Source organism: Candidatus Binatia bacterium, assembly GCA_029248525.1.
Classification (GTDB): domain Bacteria; phylum Desulfobacterota; class Binatia; order UBA12015; family UBA12015; genus UBA12015.
In genome coordinates this window covers 28164-43889 of record JAQWJE010000033.1, presented here as the reverse complement: position 1 = coordinate 43889, position 15726 = coordinate 28164, and the positions used below count along the sequence as shown (strand labels likewise).

15 protein-coding genes are annotated in these 15726 nt (G+C 59.7%); 9 read left to right on the top strand and 6 right to left on the bottom strand.

Going from position 1 to position 15726, the window contains the following annotated elements; all coding sequences use genetic code 11:
* Positions 1 to 64 precede the first annotated feature (64 nt).
* Genes hisB through hisF form a run of 4 tightly spaced genes read left to right on the top strand, consistent with a single transcriptional unit; the run spans position 65 to position 2872 of the window.
* Positions 65 to 706, top strand: coding sequence for an imidazoleglycerol-phosphate dehydratase HisB (hisB, locus tag P8K07_06685; GenBank protein MDG1958206.1), 642 nt, complete (start codon positions 65 to 67; stop codon positions 704 to 706).
* Positions 703 to 1329 (top strand): imidazole glycerol phosphate synthase subunit HisH, encoded by a 627-nt coding sequence (gene hisH / locus P8K07_06680; protein MDG1958205.1) that lies wholly within the window; start codon positions 703 to 705, stop codon positions 1327 to 1329. The genes hisB and hisH overlap by 4 nt, the downstream gene beginning before the upstream one ends.
* Before the next feature lie 26 nt (positions 1330 to 1355).
* Positions 1356 to 2102: a 1-(5-phosphoribosyl)-5-[(5-phosphoribosylamino)methylideneamino]imidazole-4-carboxamide isomerase gene (gene hisA / locus P8K07_06675; protein MDG1958204.1), complete on the top strand. Its 747-nt coding sequence runs from the start codon at positions 1356 to 1358 to the stop codon at positions 2100 to 2102.
* The gene (hisF, locus tag P8K07_06670) at positions 2102 to 2872 is read left to right on the top strand and encodes an imidazole glycerol phosphate synthase subunit HisF (GenBank protein ID MDG1958203.1); all 771 of its coding nucleotides are present in this window, start codon (positions 2102 to 2104) and stop codon (positions 2870 to 2872) included. Before hisA ends, hisF begins: the two co-directional genes overlap by 1 nt.
* A 23-nt stretch (positions 2873 to 2895) precedes the next feature.
* On the opposite strand, the gene P8K07_06665 is transcribed toward hisF, so the two are convergent.
* The gene (locus P8K07_06665) at positions 2896 to 4188 is read right to left on the bottom strand and encodes a cytochrome P450 (protein MDG1958202.1); all 1293 of its coding nucleotides are present in this window, start codon (positions 4186 to 4188) and stop codon (positions 2896 to 2898) included.
* Between P8K07_06665 and P8K07_06660 the strand changes: the two genes are divergently transcribed.
* A complete protein-coding gene (locus tag P8K07_06660) occupies positions 4189 to 5130 on the top strand; it encodes an SDR family NAD(P)-dependent oxidoreductase (protein MDG1958201.1) in 942 nt (313 codons plus the stop codon).
* 17 nt (positions 5131 to 5147) lie between these two features.
* Here P8K07_06660 and P8K07_06655 read toward each other — a convergent pair whose 3' ends face one another.
* Positions 5148 to 6320 (bottom strand): DUF1214 domain-containing protein, encoded by a 1173-nt coding sequence (locus P8K07_06655; protein MDG1958200.1) that lies wholly within the window; start codon positions 6318 to 6320, stop codon positions 5148 to 5150.
* 125 nt (positions 6321 to 6445) lie between these two features.
* Between P8K07_06655 and P8K07_06650 the strand changes: the two genes are divergently transcribed.
* Positions 6446 to 7726 carry a sulfotransferase gene (locus P8K07_06650; protein ID MDG1958199.1) on the top strand — a complete coding sequence of 427 codons (1281 nt, stop codon included), beginning with the start codon at positions 6446 to 6448 and terminating at the stop codon, positions 7724 to 7726.
* A gap of 39 nt (positions 7727 to 7765) precedes the next feature.
* Positions 7766 to 8635 carry a bile acid:sodium symporter gene (locus P8K07_06645; GenBank protein ID MDG1958198.1) on the top strand — a complete coding sequence of 290 codons (870 nt, stop codon included), beginning with the start codon at positions 7766 to 7768 and terminating at the stop codon, positions 8633 to 8635.
* A gap of 102 nt (positions 8636 to 8737) precedes the next feature.
* Here the strand turns inward: P8K07_06645 and P8K07_06640 are convergent, their stop codons facing one another.
* From P8K07_06640 to P8K07_06625, 4 genes are all read right to left on the bottom strand, one after another.
* Positions 8738 to 9403 (bottom strand): Kazal-type serine protease inhibitor domain-containing protein, encoded by a 666-nt coding sequence (locus P8K07_06640; protein ID MDG1958197.1) that lies wholly within the window; start codon positions 9401 to 9403, stop codon positions 8738 to 8740.
* Positions 9404 to 9460: 57 nt separating this feature from the next.
* The gene (locus P8K07_06635) at positions 9461 to 10855 is read right to left on the bottom strand and encodes a Kazal-type serine protease inhibitor domain-containing protein (GenBank protein ID MDG1958196.1); all 1395 of its coding nucleotides are present in this window, start codon (positions 10853 to 10855) and stop codon (positions 9461 to 9463) included.
* Positions 10856 to 10928: 73 nt separating this feature from the next.
* Positions 10929 to 12194: a cytochrome P450 gene (locus P8K07_06630; GenBank protein MDG1958195.1), complete on the bottom strand. Its 1266-nt coding sequence runs from the start codon at positions 12192 to 12194 to the stop codon at positions 10929 to 10931.
* A 43-nt stretch (positions 12195 to 12237) separates the two neighbouring features.
* Positions 12238 to 12960 carry an SDR family NAD(P)-dependent oxidoreductase gene (locus P8K07_06625; GenBank protein MDG1958194.1) on the bottom strand — a complete coding sequence of 241 codons (723 nt, stop codon included), beginning with the start codon at positions 12958 to 12960 and terminating at the stop codon, positions 12238 to 12240.
* Positions 12961 to 13164: 204 nt separating this feature from the next.
* Between P8K07_06625 and P8K07_06620 the strand changes: the two genes are divergently transcribed.
* Both P8K07_06620 and P8K07_06615 read left to right on the top strand, forming a co-directional pair.
* A complete protein-coding gene (locus P8K07_06620; protein MDG1958193.1) occupies positions 13165 to 14448 on the top strand; it encodes an MFS transporter in 1284 nt (427 codons plus the stop codon).
* Positions 14449 to 14647: 199 nt separating this feature from the next.
* Positions 14648 to 15724: a beta-N-acetylglucosaminidase domain-containing protein gene (locus P8K07_06615; protein MDG1958192.1), complete on the top strand. Its 1077-nt coding sequence runs from the start codon at positions 14648 to 14650 to the stop codon at positions 15722 to 15724.
* The last annotated feature ends 2 nt before the right edge of the window (positions 15725 to 15726 follow it).

Genomic DNA, 15726 nt, shown 5'->3' with positions numbered 1-15726 from the left:
GCTCTCTACCCCCGTCGAATCGCTGTGGGTCGAACTCGTCGGAAAGCTATGCGACAATAAACGCATGGCTCCAGCGACTTCCAACGATTCTGGCAATGGTTCTTCGAAAGAGACTCCCCGGCGGCGATCGGCTCAAGTGCGCCGAGAGACCAGGGAAACGCAAATTTCGCTGACGATTGATCTCGACGGAACGGGTCAGTCCAAAATCTCCACGGGTGTGCCCTTTCTCGACCATATGCTGGAATTATTCTCGAAGCATGGTCTATTTGATCTCGAGGTCGAGGCTACGGGCGATCTTGAGGTTGACCAACACCACACGGTAGAGGATGTCGGATTGGCGCTTGGTCAGGCTTTTGCACAGGCGCTCGGAGACAAGCATGGAATCCGGCGCTATGGATCCTATGCCTGTCCGCTCGATGAGGCGCTGGTGCAAATCGTGGTGGATCTCAGCGGACGCCCGTATCTGGTCTACGAATTGGAGCCAGGTCAGGAGCGTGTCGGCGATTTTGATACCGGTCTGGTCCACGATTTTCTGCTTTCCTTTGTCAACGAAACGCGAATGAACCTGCATGTGGATTGTATTCGCGGCCGCAATCCTCACCATATGATTGAGGCCGCTTTCAAGGCCCTGTCTCGCGCTCTCGATGCCGCGATTCAGGTGGATCCGCGAGTTGAAGGAGTCCCCTCGACCAAGGGCACTCTGTGATCGCGGTCGTCGACTACGGCGTCGGAAATCTGCGGAGTGCTGCCAAAGGATTGGAAAGAGCGGCATCCGAAGAGGGCATCGAAGCGACGGTGAAGGTGACCTCCACTGCGTCGGTATTGCGGGACGCGGACGCAGTCGTCTTGCCGGGGGTCGGCGCTTTTGGGGCGTGTATGCAGAGCCTTCTCGAGTCGGGCCTGTTGCCGGCCGTTCGCGAAGCCGCGAGTTCGGGCAAGCCCTTTTTGGGAATCTGTGTCGGCATGCAGATCCTTTTTGAGGAATCCGATGAGTTCGGTCCGGTGGCTGGTCTGGGAATTCTTCCCGGTCGGGTGGAGCGCCTGCAATCCGTCGATGTCCCCATTCCTCATATGGGCTGGAATGCGATTCGTCTGCATGGGGAGGCTCCGATCATGCGGCGCACCGAAGATGGGACATATTTCTATTTTGTACATTCCTATGCGGCACATCCGGCCAAGGCAGATCAGATTGTCGCTTCGGTCGAGTACGGCGGGGCGACCGTTGTTGCCGCTGTCGCCCGCGATAATATTTTCGGCACCCAATTCCATCCCGAAAAGAGCCAGGGCGCCGGGATTCGGCTGCTCGGAGATTTTGTTGCGCGCCTCTAGGCGCAGTCGTTGCTGCAAGGTGAATTATGAGAAATTTTGAAGTGCTTCCGGCGATCGATCTCCGTGGTGGAAAATGCGTCCGACTCACCAAGGGCGATTTTGCCCGAGAAAAGAAATATGGTGACGACCCTGTGGCCATGGCGCAGCGCTGGGAAGCCGAGGGCGGCAGTCGCTTGCACGTAGTGGACCTCGACGGAGCGGCTCGAGGCTCGAGGCAGCACGGTTCCGTCATTGGAGATATCTGCAAGGCGTTGCAGATTCCGGTTCAGGTTGGCGGCGGGCTACGCGATCTCGATTCTATCGCCTCGGTTCTGGACGCGGGCGCTGACCGTGCAATCCTCGGGACTGCCGCCGCCCAGCAGCCGGAACTGATTCAGGCCGCTTGCGAGAGATGGCCTGGTCATATCGCGGTGGGCATCGATGAACGAGCCGGGAAGGTCGCCACTGAGGGCTGGCTCGAGGAAGCGACTGTGACGGCCATGCAGATTGCCCAGTCGGCGGAGGCCGGGGGGGCTACGGCGATCGTCTATACGGATATCAGTCGCGACGGAACGGGGGAGGGCGCGAGTATCGAAGCCACCGTTCAATTTGCTGCGGGGCATAAAGTGCCGGTCATCGTTTCCGGAGGGGTGGCTACGGTTGCCGATATTCGCGAGGCGCGCGCGGCCTTTGATCGGGGCGCCAACCTCTGCGGCGTCATTATCGGTCGGGCCCTCTATGAGGGGGATATCGACCTGGCGGAGGCGGTTCGACTCGCTCGTGGTGAGGGTTGATGCTGGCCAAGCGCATCATCCCGTGTCTCGATGTCAAAGGGGGCCGGGTCGTCAAGGGCGTCTCTTTTGTCGGCTTGCGCGACGCAGGCGATCCAGTGGAAGTCGCTGAGCGCTATGATGCCGAAGGTGCGGATGAACTAACCTTTCTCGACATCACAGCATCACATGAGGAACGTGAAATCATATTGGATGTGGTGCGTGAAACAGCCGAGAGGTGCTTCATGCCGCTGACGGTCGGCGGCGGAGTGCGCGAGCTTTCCGATATTCGTACCTTGCTCGCGGCAGGAGCGGATAAGGTCTCGATGAATACTGCGGCAGTCGCGGACCCCGACCTGGTGGCGCGTGCTGCAGAAAAGTTCGGCACACAGTGCGTGGTGGTCGCGATCGATGCGAAATTTGTGGAGGCTGGCCGCTGGGAAGTTTTCACCCACGGTGGCCGCCGAGAAACGGGTCTGGACGCCGTCGAGTGGGCGCAACGCCTGGTCGAGAATGGCGCCGGAGAGATTCTGCTCACGAGTATGGATCGCGATGGCCAGAAGGATGGCTATGATATCGGGCTGACCCGCGCGGTCGCCGACGCGGTTCCTGTCCCGGTGATTGCCTCAGGTGGTGCGGGGACAGTGGAGCACCTGGAAGAAGCCTTGAGTGAAGGGCATGCCAGCGCGGCACTGGCTGCTTCAATTTTTCACTACCGCGAAATCGAGATCGGTGCCTGCAAGGAATACCTGCACTCGCGAGGGATTCCTGTGCGGATGGGGTCGCTTTCGTAGCCAGAAGATCGCGCTCTCAGACCCTAGGTTCGGAGACGGAGCGGAAGGGTGGTTGGTCCTCTGATGATCACCGAGCGTCGCCAGCCGGGTGGTTCGGTCGGTCCCTGAAAATCGGGGAAACGCCGGAGGATTGCGCCGAGGGCAATCTCGCCTTCGATTTTTGCGAGTTGGGCGCCGAGGCAGAAATGCGCGCCCTGGCCCAATGCGAGGTGCGGGTTGTGTTCGCGGCTGAGATCGAGTTCGTCGGGGTTCTCGAATTGGGCTGCGTCGCGGTTGGCCGAAACGAGGCTGACTCCCAAAATCTGGCCGGGACGGAATTCCCGTCCGCCAATCTCGAAGCGTTGCACAACGGCGCGATCGGTTAATTGAATCGGACTTTCGTAACGCAGGAATTCATTGACAGCCGTGGGAAGCAGTCCGAGATCATCCTGCAGGCGTTGGCGCTGTTCGGGGTGGCGTAGCAGGTTCAGCACGGCCAAGCCGATGAGATTGGCGGTAGTTTCATGGCCCGCGGCCAGCAAGAGGCCGCAGAGCGCAACCATATCGCCCTCTTCGAGCGTTTCCCCGGCATCCTCTGCCGCGATCATCGCAGACATCAGATCATCCTTGGGTTCAAGCCGTCTTTTGGCGAGAAGAGGTCGAAAATAGGCGTAAAGAGATCTGGCGGCGCGTCGCATGGATTCCGCACCATCGGTTCCCTGCAAAGGGTCGAGGATCTGAACGAGGTCTGCTGTCCAGACAAAAAACTTTTCTCGATCGGCTCGGGGAATCCCGAGGAGCTCCGCGATCGCCGAAATCGGAAAGGGGTAGGCAAAGTCTCCAATCAATTCCATGTCGCCCTGCGATGTCGCTTCGTCGAGGAGTTCGTCGGCAAGTTCCTCGAGGCGGGGGCGCAGTTGATTTACGCGACGCGGGGTAAACGCCTTGCTGACGATACGGCGGAGCCGTCGATGGTCCTCGCCTTCGCGCATCAGCAGGTTACGCTGCAGGAAGTCCAGAAACTCAGGCTCGTTTCGATTCAACCACTGGGCGAGGCGAACTCTGGGTACGACCGAGCGGTCCGAAGACAGGCAAGGGCTCTGGAGAGCCTCGTGCACATCCTCGTAACGCGTGAGGACCCAGTTCTGGAAAGTCCGGCTGTAGACAATCGGGCTGTCGCAGCGCAGGTTTTTCCAGGTGGCGTGAGGGTTCCGTCGATATTCCGGTGTCCAGAGGTTGACCGGTCCGATCAAGGGTCGAACCGCTCGCAGCATCCGGTCGTTGGCGACCAGTTTTTGTACGATCTGCAACACGCTGCCACTACCTATCAGATTCATATGGCGTGTCATCTAGTTTTGGCCCCCGAGATTCGTCTGCGGGCAAGCCGCTCGCAAGTCCGGGAAGTGGCGACAGCACGTCCATGGAAATTTGGCTGGTTTGGTCCCTCGACACGGTTTTCGCGTCTGGTACTCTTCCCAGCCATTGTGGAACCATCTCTTTTCCTCGTCACCGGTGCCAGCAGCGGCATTGGACGGATGACGGCTATCGCGCTCGCTTCGGCCGGGGCTGAAGTTCTGGCGGTCGGCCGGCGAGCATCAGCCCTCGCGGAAACCGCGGCGCAGGGGCAGGGGCGCATCGTCACGGTCGAGGCGGATGTTACAGTGGGCCTTGCCCGTGCTGAAATTCGCCGGGCGGTAGCAGGGCGCTCCCTTTCGGGCCTGTTCCATGGCGCGGGGATCTTCCCGCGGGGCAGGCTCGAGACGATGGATCTCGAAGGGTGGCGGAAGGCGATGGCTACCAATGTGGATGCCCGCTTGCATTTGGTCATGGACCTGCGCGAGTCCCTCGCAGGTGGTCGAGTGCTCTTTCCTGGCTCGGATGCATCCGTGAACCCTCGCGCAGGGGGAGCGGCTTATTCTGTCTCGAAGGTAGCTTCGGAGATGCTTTGGCGGTGCCTCTGCCTGGAACTCGGGGATAGAATCGGATTTGCGATCGCCAAACCGGGTCTGGTCGAAACGCAAATGCTGACGGACTCGATCGGTGCCTCCGAGGAAGATTTTCCAGCCCGTGGTGTTTATGTCGGCATGGTCGAGCGCGGGGAGACCATCGCGCCCGAAAAAATAGGAGCCTTTTTCCGCTGGCTTCTTCTCGAGGTTCCCGATGGCGAGTTTGCGGGTTCTCGCTGGGATGTGCGCGATGCTCATCACCACGAGCATTGGCTCCGGGGTGAGCTCTACTCCGGAAAAAAGAGTTCGAGCACACCCCCGAGTCGAAGCTGAGGGAGCGCGGAGCCTCCTCAGTTACGCAAGGACGCGACGTTCACCAGTCGAGTTTCGATTGGGGGAACTTCCTCTTCGGGCAAGAGGAACCGCCAAAAAATCATCCCGGTTTTTTGGCCGGCAGCATCGATCCAGTTGGGCACGCCCGGGTCCTTGTGTGCGATGACGATTTCGAAGCTTCCGTCCGGCAGGTATTGGACCTGACGCCGGTTCAGCGACACGTTTCGGTTGATATAAGGAGGTGTCTGAAGCTGTTCGTTCCAGATCACGACGTTACCCATCCGGCAGCGCGGGAAGCGCCCCCGCATCACCAATGCATCATCGGGGCCGAGGTCGTAGATCGTTTGTCGATAGTCGATGTCCTTGGCCGAGTAGCCAATCAATTCGTTGTCATTATCCCCGCCCGCGAATTTGTTCACTTCCTTTGAGATCCATGCGGGCATCAGTTCCTCGGGAATTTCCGGGAAGTCGAGGGTGGTTCCACGGACGAAGTTGATGACCCGCTGAATTCCTGCGGCGACAGCGGCATCGTCCATCAATGCGCCTGGACCGGGATCATCGATCGGTTCGATCCAGAGAGGGACGTGGAAGGTCGGGTCCGCAGCGATCTGGCGCTCCATCTCCCAATAATGGCGGGTGGTAATTCCCCCGGCACCCGGCTCGAGCTTGAGCCAATTTTTCTCTTGTGGCTCGGGGCTTGCGATGATTTCGAAGCTGCCGTCGGGGTTCACTTCAAATTCCCCATCGTTCAGCGTAGCGGTCAAGCCGGCCGAAATATTTCCGTTCTCCACACCGCGCTCCACCGTAAACGAGGTATACGCCGCATCCATGGTGTTGCCGCGAATTCGGTAGGAATAGGCCGGGTCCACGACGCAGCCGTAATAGACGGCATCGGGGTTGTCCCCGAGCAATTTCTTGGTCGGGCTGAGCCAGCGGTGAAACCAGGGGCGCCGCGGATCGCAGTCGAACCAGCAGTGGAAACCGTGCTGGAGGGTATTGGCAACCAGATACCGGCGTGCTGCGCGCTGCTGCGACGTAAGAGTCGGATCGGCGCAGACATACTCCTGTTCGATCAGAAGAAGCGTTTTGGAGAGTTCGGCATAGGCCTTTGCGGCAGCATCGCCCTGCGTCGCAGCCGCCTGATAGGCTGCTGTCATATCAGTGATTTCAGTGATTGGATCTTGGCTCATTGCGGTCTCCTCGCCGGCTTTTCGAACGGATCTGGTGGTCATGCGCAGGTCTGTGGATTCGTCTGGATGTCGAGACTGTTTGACCCCACCTTGCGATTTTGAAACAGGACCACGAGAGGTCATGTATGTCTACCGATGAAGGGGCACTTCCGACGCCCAGATCATTACAGCGTGTTCCCGCAAGGGCAATCAATCGTGCATGGGAAATTTTACACCGCCTGGGGATCGGCAAGATCAAACTGGACGAGAATAGCCTGCTGGCAAAAGCGCGGCGTGAGACCGGGTTGCATGATTTTGGCGACGATTGTTTTGTGGAGCCGATGCGCCAGGTTTTGTACGGGCTGGAGCACGAATCGAGGACCAATCCACTAGGCGACTTTTTCACGCGGACGAATCTGGTGCGTTTGTTGAAGAACCGCTTGCTCGCGCAAGATTTATTCACGCGACACCCCGAGATTCTCGCCCGCGATCTGCGGCCTCCGATTGCGGTGGTGGGCCTTGCCCGGTCCGGGACGACCCGCACCCATCGTCTGCTCGCCAGCGATCCCCAATTTGTGCATCTCAAGACGTGGGAGTCAGTGATGCCGGCGCCCGTCCCCGAAAGTTTTACGGCGTCGATCGACCCGCGTTATCGAAATACAGATTACGGTCTGCGAATGGTTCTCTACTTGATGCCGCATATGGCATCCGTGCATCCGATGGGAACCGAAGAGGTGGAGGAAGAAGCTGGTTTGATCCAGCATGGCTTCGAAACATCGCTCTTCTCGGCGATGAACACGCTCCCGAGCTATTTCGACTGGTATATCGATCGACCGTGTGATGCGTCCTATCAATATATGGTCAAGATGATGAAGTTGATCAGCTGGTTTCGCAAGGATGATCCCGAGAAGCCGTGGATCCTGAAGACGCCGGAGCATATGGTGAACTTTGCGCCGCTTCTGCGGTGCTTTCCGGACGCCAGGATCGTTTCCACGCACCGCGATCCATTGTCCGTGCTGAGTTCGTTGATGTCGATGGCCTGGATGTCGTTGGTTCGGGACTATGATGAACTCGACCCGCAGATGATCGGCGCCCAATGGAAGCGCTTTCAAGACACCTCGATCCGCAATTATCTCGAGGTTCGCGATAGTGATCTCGTGAGCGATGGCCAGATCATCGACCTCCTTTATCAGGATATCAACGACGATTGGGAGCGGGAAGTCGGTCGCGTGTATCGACACTTCGATCTGGACCTTTCCGACCAGGCACTCGAAGAAATGTCTTCGTGGATGGCCGGGAATCAGCAGAACAAGCATGGCAAGCATCGGCACAGTCTCGAGCAATTTGGTTTCGATGCGGCCGAACTCGAGAAGCATTACGCCCCCTATCGAGAGAGATTTTCCATTCCGGTCGCCAAGGTTCACTAGAAGCCGCTCTGCGGAAAAGGAGGGCTGGTGCAGGATCCGATGAATTCTTCGATCGCTCAGGCGCTGATGTTCAGCCTGATGTTCGGCATGGGGCTGGCTCTGACCGTTCAGGATTTTCGCCGGGTTTTGTCGGTCAAAGCGCCAGTCGTGACCGGACTCTGCCTGCAATTATTCTTGATGCCCTTTGTGGGCGGCGCCCTGGCCGTGTTCTTCGATCTTCCGCCTCTCCTCGGTCTTGGAATGGTTGTTTGCGCGGCCCTTCCCGGTGGCGCTGGTTCCAATCTTCTGGTGCATTTCGGCCGCGCGCATACCGCCTTGTCGATCACGCTTACAGCGACAGCGACGTTTGCCGCACTATTTACACTCCCCTTGTGGATTCGGGGAACGCAAGGCTTGCTGGGTGCCGAGGCGGAAACCGTGATTGTTCCGGTTCTCGATACCGCTCTGCAGTTGGGCATTTTGACGGTATTGCCCGTGGCCTTGGGGATGCTTGTGCGCGAGGGGTATCCTCAGGCGGCTCGCTACGAACGGAGGGTTACAGGCCTCAGTGGACTGGCCTTGTTGGCCGTGATGATCTGGGACACCGCGGATCAGCCAGAAGCGCCATTGGCTCTGCTCGAGCAGGCATTCCTGCCGGTCTTGTGCCTGGTCCTGCTGGGCGTCCTGGTTGGCGTTGTCGTGCCTCTGATCTTCGGCCAGACGCTTGAGGATGCAGTGACGATCGCCATCGAGCTCTGCGTCAAGAACGTGCTTCTCGGGATGGTTGTTCTGGCGTCTGCCTTCCCCCAAATCGATCCCAACGTCCCGTTGTTTGTCTATTCTGGAGTCATGATGCCGGCCGCCCTGTTGCTGTTGGTGGGTTTCCGGGCACGCCTCCGGTGGCTCGGGGCCTCTGCCGGAACCTCTTGACGGCTGGGGGCGAGATGACTCGCCCCGGATATCGCAGACCTGTTCAGCCGCGCAGCCGGCAGGTTCCTCCAAGCCCGGTTCCGGGTATCCACCCTATGTTTTCTAACAGGGGCCTGAAGCTGCCACACTGACGCCCGCGATGGCCGCGTCGCAGCTGTTGCTGTATGTGGCCTCATCACAGCCGCAAACCGGGGTGTAGTCGCTCGTGCAACCTTCGGCCTTTGTCGTGCAGATTCCGTCGACACTCCCACAGGTTCCCTCAGGTCGCTTGCAGTAGAGATTGTCTTGCCACCAGCAGTCTTCCTCGACGCTGCAGGGGACATCGTAGGCCTCCTCGCAGGTTGTGGCACAGCCATTGCCATTGGCGTCGACGGGGCGGCTACCGGGCGGGCAATCGAGAACCGGGCAGGGCTGGTCGCAGGCGCCCGGGAAATCCAATGCGGCACCTGCCTGCAGACGCAGGCAGTTGTTGCCATAGGTCTGGCCGTTACAGGCACAAACCGGCTGGTAGATCTCGGGACATAATTCGGGTTTGGCGACGCAGACTCCCTGCAGGTCAGCGATTCTGCAGCTGTCTGCCGGCCGCTCACAGACCTGGTCGGCATCGCAAGCGGTGCTCATTTCGGGTAGCGGCAACCCTCCGCAAACTTGCTCGCAGCTGCCTGTCTCAGGGTCGCACGAGTCCTTGGGCATGCTGGAACCTCCGCAGGCGGAAACGAGCAGGAATGCCATAAAACAACCAATCATCCGAAAGCGATCGAAGCGCATTTTCAACTCTCCCTGTCTCATTGCCGATGTTGTCGTGCTCGAATTGAACGCTCGGACCTAACGGGTGCTATCACAAGCGCCGATCGTATCGATGTTGATCCCGGCCGCGGCCGCGCTGCAGCCATTGCCGTAAGTCATGCCATCGCAACCACAGACGGGATCGTATTCCATGGTGCAGGCCCCGGCGGCCGCGGTGCAGACCCCCGGACCTGATTCGCCGCAGGTGCCAGGGGCGGTGGCGCAATATAAGGTGCTTCGCCACCAGCAATCCGAGTTCGTTGTGCACGGGATATCGTAGGCCACCTCGCAGGCGTCCTCGCACCCGTCACCGTTGGTGTCGAGGGGTCGACTATCCGGCGGACAATCCACCGTGGCGCATGGCTCGTCGCAGGCGCGGGCAAATTGCAGAGGGACCCCTGCTTGCAGGCGAACACAGTCATTGGCGTAGGTCTGGTTATCGCAACCACAGACCGGTTGGTAGATTTCGGCGCATGCGTCGGGCTGTTGTACGCAGACCCCCGGGAGGTCGGCGATGTCGCAAGTGTTCGGCGGCAGATCGCAGATCTGGTTGTTTTCGCAACCCGACGGGACACCGGGGAGCGGAAGGCTTCCGCAAGTCCTCTCGCAAGCTCCTTCCGAAGCGACGTTGACGCCAGCTGCGGCGGCAACGCAGGCATTGCTGTATGTGGTGCCATCGCAACCGCAGACGGGTTCGTATTCCAGAGTGCAATTTTGCGGCGGTATCCGGCACACACCTGGCGCATCTTCCGCTGCGGAACCGCAACTGGCCGACGGCTTCGCGCAGTACATGCGGTTGTCCGATGAGCAGTCCCGATCGGCATCGCAAGCCACATCCACGGTGACTTCGCACTCGTCATGGCAGCCATCCCCGTCGGTATCGACAGGACCATACCCGGGTTGGCATTGGAGCGCCGGGCAGGGAAGGCAAGAATTTTCGCAACCATCCCCATTGGTATCGACGGGGATTGTTTGCGGGGTGCAGAGAATTGCGACCTCGCACCGGTGAGAGGTCTCGAAGCGAACACGGCTCCTCGGGGTTTGTGTGACCAGCGTGCCGCGAGCCTTTTGGCAGTCGGCGTCCGTGCGCATGCGTAACTTGGTCTTTCCGATGTCCTGATTGCATTGTCGCCAGGATGCTTTGAGCACCATGCCGCGCCGAGTGCGCTTGATGCGGGTCCGATCCGGTTCTCCGCAGGGTTCCATCGAGACGGTCCCGCCTGCGACCACAATCACCGTGTCGGCGAGCGGTGAAGCTGCGCCGGAAGCTTCTCCAACCATGTAGCGCCCGCCGGTACACTCGTTTCCCGCATCCGCCAAGCCCCGCGCCACTGGAAGGAGCAGTGCGACAACGAGTAGCAGGAAAACGAGTCGTGCAGCACGGATCCATGTTTCTGCGATCAGGCTTGCGGTGGGAGTGTCCTGAAACCTCATTCAGAGACGATGCCTCGGTGCCGGGAGGGAGTCAACTTTGTAAGTGTGCGGCAACTTGACGCGGCAAGCTCCCTCAGAACAGCCGAATCGGCAGCGCTTTATAACGATGCCAGCCGGGCAGTTTGTCGAATTGCAGCGATTCCGGAGATACCGCCAGCCGTAGATCGGGAAAACGCTCAAAGAGGCGCGTCAGGGCCACTTTTGTTTCCATTCGTGCGAGTTGCGCACCGAGGCAAAAGTGCACGCCATGGCCGAATCCGAAATGGTGGTTGGGCTCGCGTGCGATATCGAAGGTTTCGGGATTGTCGAAAGCTGTCGGGTCATGGTTTGCGGCACCATAGAGCGGCATGACGGGCTCTCCCCGACGAATCAGCTCCCCGTTCCAGTCAATATCCTCGATGGCGTAGGAAAGTTTGGCCCCATGGAGAGGTCCATTGAATCGCTGCACCTCCTCGACGGCTGATCCGATCAGGCCTGGTTCCTCGCGGAGACGTTCGAGTTGGTCGGGGTGTTGCAGCATGGTCAGGACGGCGTTGGTGATCAGGTGGGAGGTTGTTTCGTAGCCGGCGATAATGAGAAGGAAGCACATACTCAAAAGCTCATCTTCGGAAAGAGTATCGCCTTCTTCTTCAGCATGGATGAGTGCTGTGAGGATATCGTCCTCAGGATGATGGCGCTTCCTGTCGACCATCGCGCGCATGAATTTCAAGCTGCGCGGCAAGTCCCACAAGAAGGTGCGAATGACCTGAAATCCGGTGAGTCCGTCCGAGAGGTGGCCCAGAACCTTTCGGAACTGGGGCATCTCCTGCTCGGGCACGCCCATCAATCGCTGAATCATGGTGACGGGGATCGGAAGAGCGTAGTCGCGAAGCAGTTCGATCGTCTGCTGCCCATGGAGTCGGTCGAGAAGCTGGTCGGCCAGTTCTTCGATTTGATCGCCCAGTCGCTTGACCGCCGCGGGCTTGAAGGCCTGATTGACCAGGCCGCGCAGTCGTCGATGTTCGGGGTCGTCCTCGACGATCATGCTGTCGGCGACCGCTTGAACGGATTTGGGCAAGGGAATGGGAAAGCGCGATCCGCCCACGGCCCGAGTTCGATTCCTTCGAAAGCGTTCGTCCTTGGCCAGTTGGGCACAATCCTCGTAACGGCTGAGGAGTTTGAGTCGAAAGAGGCTGATTTTTCCCGGGCAGACCGGCGCCTCTTCCCGCATCCAGGCGTAATGTTCGTATTTGTTGTTGATGAACGAGTCGCTGCCCAGATTGAGTGGCAGGCTCGGAGTAAATTTACCCTGATAAGGCCCTTTGATTGACGCTCTCGCACCCATGCCCGCAGTAGGCATCAGCGGCACCGGAAGGGCAAGCTGCCAACCGAAACCGAGTGTGTCAGCCGCGCCCGATATAGGGCTGGGTCACCGGTAAAATGACCGAGCTGAGCATATTGACGCCGTCTTCCATGCTGACGATTGCCAGGGCGGCATGGGCCACATCGGCGAGGGGAACCATGCCTTCCAGCTCGGCCATCTCCCGCATGCCTTTCCAGATGTCCGTGTCGACATTTCCCGGATGGAGGACGCTGACGGCGATGCCGTGCTCGCGGCCATCGAGGGCCATCGAACGCGTCAGTCCGTCCAGCCCGAATTTACTCGAGGTGTAGGCGGCGGAGTGGGGCCGGGACATCTGTCCGCTGATGCTGCCAATGTTCAGGATTCGGCCGCTTTTGCGAGGTATCATCCGCTTCAGCGCGTGTTTGGACCCTAAAAAAGCTCCCGTGAGATTGACCGAAATCACTTGCTGCCAGCGCTCGAGTTCCAGTTCGTGGGTCAGTGCCGGCGAGGCAAGTCCTGCGTTGTTGACCATGATATCGACAGGGCCTTGCTCTTCATCGACCCGAGCGAATAGGGCCTCGACTTGTGTCTCATCGGAGACATCACAGCGAACGGCTGAAGCCGCACTGCCGATCTCGTGCGCGGCAGCTTCGAGACGGTCGAGGTCGCGTGCCGCCAGAACAACGCGGGCTCCCGCATCGGCAAACTCTTTCGCGATCGCCTTGCCGATTCCAGTACCGCCACCGGTGATGATGGCTATCTTTCCGTCGAGTTTTCCCATGGTCTGACCTTTCTTCGCTTTTGGCAGTGGCCCCGCCCGGGCCGTCACGGAATGCTTTCCGGGGAAGGTTTAGGGGATTGGACGTCGGAACGCTATCTGTGTGCTCGGCTTTTTGGTCGTGGCCTCGCGGGTGCCCGCAGGGACGACCTCCGAGGGGTTTGAATCTGATCGGAAAGTCGGGAATCGAAGGTGGCAGGACTTTTCATGGAAATTCCGGAAAAAAAGGCGCGCCGACGCCTCATCGCTCTTTTGACTCTGGGGTATGCCGGTTACTACCTCTGCCGGTCGAACTTTTCCGTCACATTGCCGCTCCTGATCGACTACCTGGAGGGGACCGGACTGTCGGCGGACGAAGCGAGCATTGCTCTCGGTGGAGTCGCCTCGGCCGGCGTCCTTGCGTACGCCGGCGGTAAATTTTTGAGCGGACCCTTCAACGATCGTTTCGGAGGGCGAGTCGGGTTTTTGGGCGGGATGGCGGGATCGGTTCTTTTCACCGTGCTTTTCGCTCTGGCCGGCGGGTTGCCCCTTTTTTCGATTGCGTGGATCGGCAATCGACTCGTGCAGTCGGGGGGATGGGTCGGCATGGTCCAGATTTGCTCACGTTGGTTGCCCGCGGCAAGCTATGCGAGCGCGATGGCGATCGTCAGCCAGAGTTTTCTCTTTGGTGATGCCCTGATTCGCGTTGGCCTCGGATATTTGCTGGCGTTCGGCGCCGGTTGGCGACTGGTGTTTGTGATCTCGGCAGCGCTGCTTCTTTTTCTCTGCCTCTGGATCGCTCGGGAGCTGCATGGAGCGCCAGAGGAACGCAATCTTCCGGAACCGCCACCGCACCCGGAAAATATATTCGCAGCGGCACCTGCAGCGATCGGTCCAGGCGAGATCCTCCGCGGTTTGATGGCATCCCCCTCTTTTCGGATCGTATGCATCCTTTCTTTTGGCCTGACATTGCTCCGTGAGACCTTTAATATCTGGACCCCGCTCTATTTCGTGCAGGCGGCGGGGATGGAAGTGGGAGCAGCAGCCCGCTGGAGCGCGATTTTTCCCTTTTTTGGTGGGCTGAGTGTTCTGGCCGCCGGCGTGTTGGGCGACCGTGTTGGGCGATGGGGGCGATCGGTAGTCATTATTCTGGCTTGCATCGGGTCAGCCGGCGCCCTCTACGGGCTTTCCTCCGTGAGCGATCGTCCCGATCCGGGAACGGCAATATTGCTCGTCGCTTTGGTCGCGATGACCACATTGGCCGCATACGCTTATCTTGCGGGGGCAACCGCGATCGATCTGGGCGGAAAAGTGGGCAGTGGCACCGCTAGCGGCCTGATTGATGGGTTCGGCTATCTGGGGGGAATTCTGGCGGGTCGAGGAATTGCGGATTTGGCGACCGGGGGCGGATGGGGCCACGCGTTCGCCGCGCTCTCGCTGGTCGCTCTTGGCTGTGCCGTGTCCGGGCTGTTTCTGTCCTATTACGAGCGAGGCGCCCGAGAAACGGCCTGACCGCCACGGGAGTCTGTGGCGTTGATCTGGTGGACAACTTCGGCGATCTCATACGCGGCTTTGCACGCCTGACCGAGGGGCGGCCCGGTTCGGTCCGGCTCGCGAACAGGGGGCAACTCGATGGATCATCGTTTGCCGCCATCGCCCCCCCGGTCTTCCTCCGCCTCGGGGTGCGGGCATTTGAGCCGGAGACAGACACATGGGACAAGGCGGGTTCGTGCTGGGAGTCGTCGAAGGTTTTTACGGAGAGCCATGGGGCTGGCAAGAGCGTCGTGCTTCGCTCGATTTTCTGGTCGAGCGCGGCTTCTCCCACTACCTTTATGCGCCGAAAGCCGATCGCTCGCTCCGGCGTGACTGGCGGAGCGAGCCCTCGTCGTCGTCGGAACAACGGCTCGCCGATTTTACCGCAGCCTGTCAGGCCGAGGGGATCCAGTTCGGGGTCGGTATCAGCCCTCTGGGGCTGCACGAGACATGGGACCGGCAGGGGCGCGCGGATTTGCGCATGAGGCTGCGATCGCTGGCCACATTGAAACTCGACCAACTCGCGATTCTCTTCGACGATATGCCCGGAAGCTTTCCGAACCTTGCAAGGACACAGGGAGAGATCCTCTCCTTTGTGGCGGATTGCGGGGTCTGTGACCAGTTGCAGATATGTCCCACCTACTATTCCGATGCCGCGGTTCTCGACAAGGTTTTCGGGGAACGGCCGCCCACGTACCTTGAGGATTTGGGAGCGGCGCTGGACCCGGGTGTCGATATATTCTGGACTGGACCGGAGATCTGTTCCGCCGCTTACCCGCAAGAGCATCTGGCCGCGGTCCGTGAGAGGCTCGGACGTCGTCCGTTGCTCTGGGATAATTATCCGGTCAATGATGGCCCGCGAATGTGCAGGCGCCTGCATCTGGGTGCGCCCGATCGGCCCATCGCTCTCCGGGAATCGGCCGCGGGGATCTTCATCAACCCGATGAACCAGCCCTATCTGAGTCGAGTCGCGCTGGATGCGGTCAGCGACTCCTTGCAGAGCCGTGCCGAGGTCGCCGACCGCAGCGAGGCAACGGCAGACGCTCTCCACCGGGTTTTCCCCGCGACCCTGGCAGAGTTACTGGTTCGCGATTGGTGCCAATTCGGTACAGAGGGGTTGGACGGGATCTCGCCAGCGGACACAATGCGCCTCGTCGATGAATATACCGCGATCGATCACCCCGGAGCTGCGGAGGTGGTGCATTGGTTGCAAGGGCGCTCGGTGGTCAGCGCGGATATCCTGACCGATAGCTGAGA

What these genes read in the sequence shown, in the direction of transcription:
- P8K07_06615 (MDG1958192.1), top strand. Translation starts at nt 14,648, where the DNA reads ATGGGACAAGGCGGGTTCGTGCTGGGAGTCGTCGAAGGTTTTTACGGA.
- hisB (MDG1958206.1), top strand. Translation starts at nt 65, where the DNA reads ATGGCTCCAGCGACTTCCAACGATTCTGGCAATGGTTCTTCGAAAGAG.
- P8K07_06630 (MDG1958195.1), bottom strand. Translation starts at nt 12,194, where the DNA reads ATGCCTACTGCGGGCATGGGTGCGAGAGCGTCAATCAAAGGGCCTTAT.
- P8K07_06645 (MDG1958198.1), top strand. Translation starts at nt 7,766, where the DNA reads ATGAATTCTTCGATCGCTCAGGCGCTGATGTTCAGCCTGATGTTCGGC.
- P8K07_06640 (MDG1958197.1), bottom strand. Translation starts at nt 9,403, where the DNA reads ATGCGCTTCGATCGCTTTCGGATGATTGGTTGTTTTATGGCATTCCTG.
- P8K07_06665 (MDG1958202.1), bottom strand. Translation starts at nt 4,188, where the DNA reads ATGAATCTGATAGGTAGTGGCAGCGTGTTGCAGATCGTACAAAAACTG.
- hisA (MDG1958204.1), top strand. Translation starts at nt 1,356, where the DNA reads ATGAGAAATTTTGAAGTGCTTCCGGCGATCGATCTCCGTGGTGGAAAA.
- P8K07_06625 (MDG1958194.1), bottom strand. Translation starts at nt 12,960, where the DNA reads ATGGGAAAACTCGACGGAAAGATAGCCATCATCACCGGTGGCGGTACT.
- P8K07_06635 (MDG1958196.1), bottom strand. Translation starts at nt 10,855, where the DNA reads ATGAGGTTTCAGGACACTCCCACCGCAAGCCTGATCGCAGAAACATGG.
- P8K07_06660 (MDG1958201.1), top strand. Translation starts at nt 4,189, where the DNA reads ATGGCGTGTCATCTAGTTTTGGCCCCCGAGATTCGTCTGCGGGCAAGC.
- P8K07_06650 (MDG1958199.1), top strand. Translation starts at nt 6,446, where the DNA reads ATGTCTACCGATGAAGGGGCACTTCCGACGCCCAGATCATTACAGCGT.
- hisF (MDG1958203.1), top strand. Translation starts at nt 2,102, where the DNA reads ATGCTGGCCAAGCGCATCATCCCGTGTCTCGATGTCAAAGGGGGCCGG.
- P8K07_06620 (MDG1958193.1), top strand. Translation starts at nt 13,165, where the DNA reads ATGGAAATTCCGGAAAAAAAGGCGCGCCGACGCCTCATCGCTCTTTTG.
- P8K07_06655 (MDG1958200.1), bottom strand. Translation starts at nt 6,320, where the DNA reads ATGAGCCAAGATCCAATCACTGAAATCACTGATATGACAGCAGCCTAT.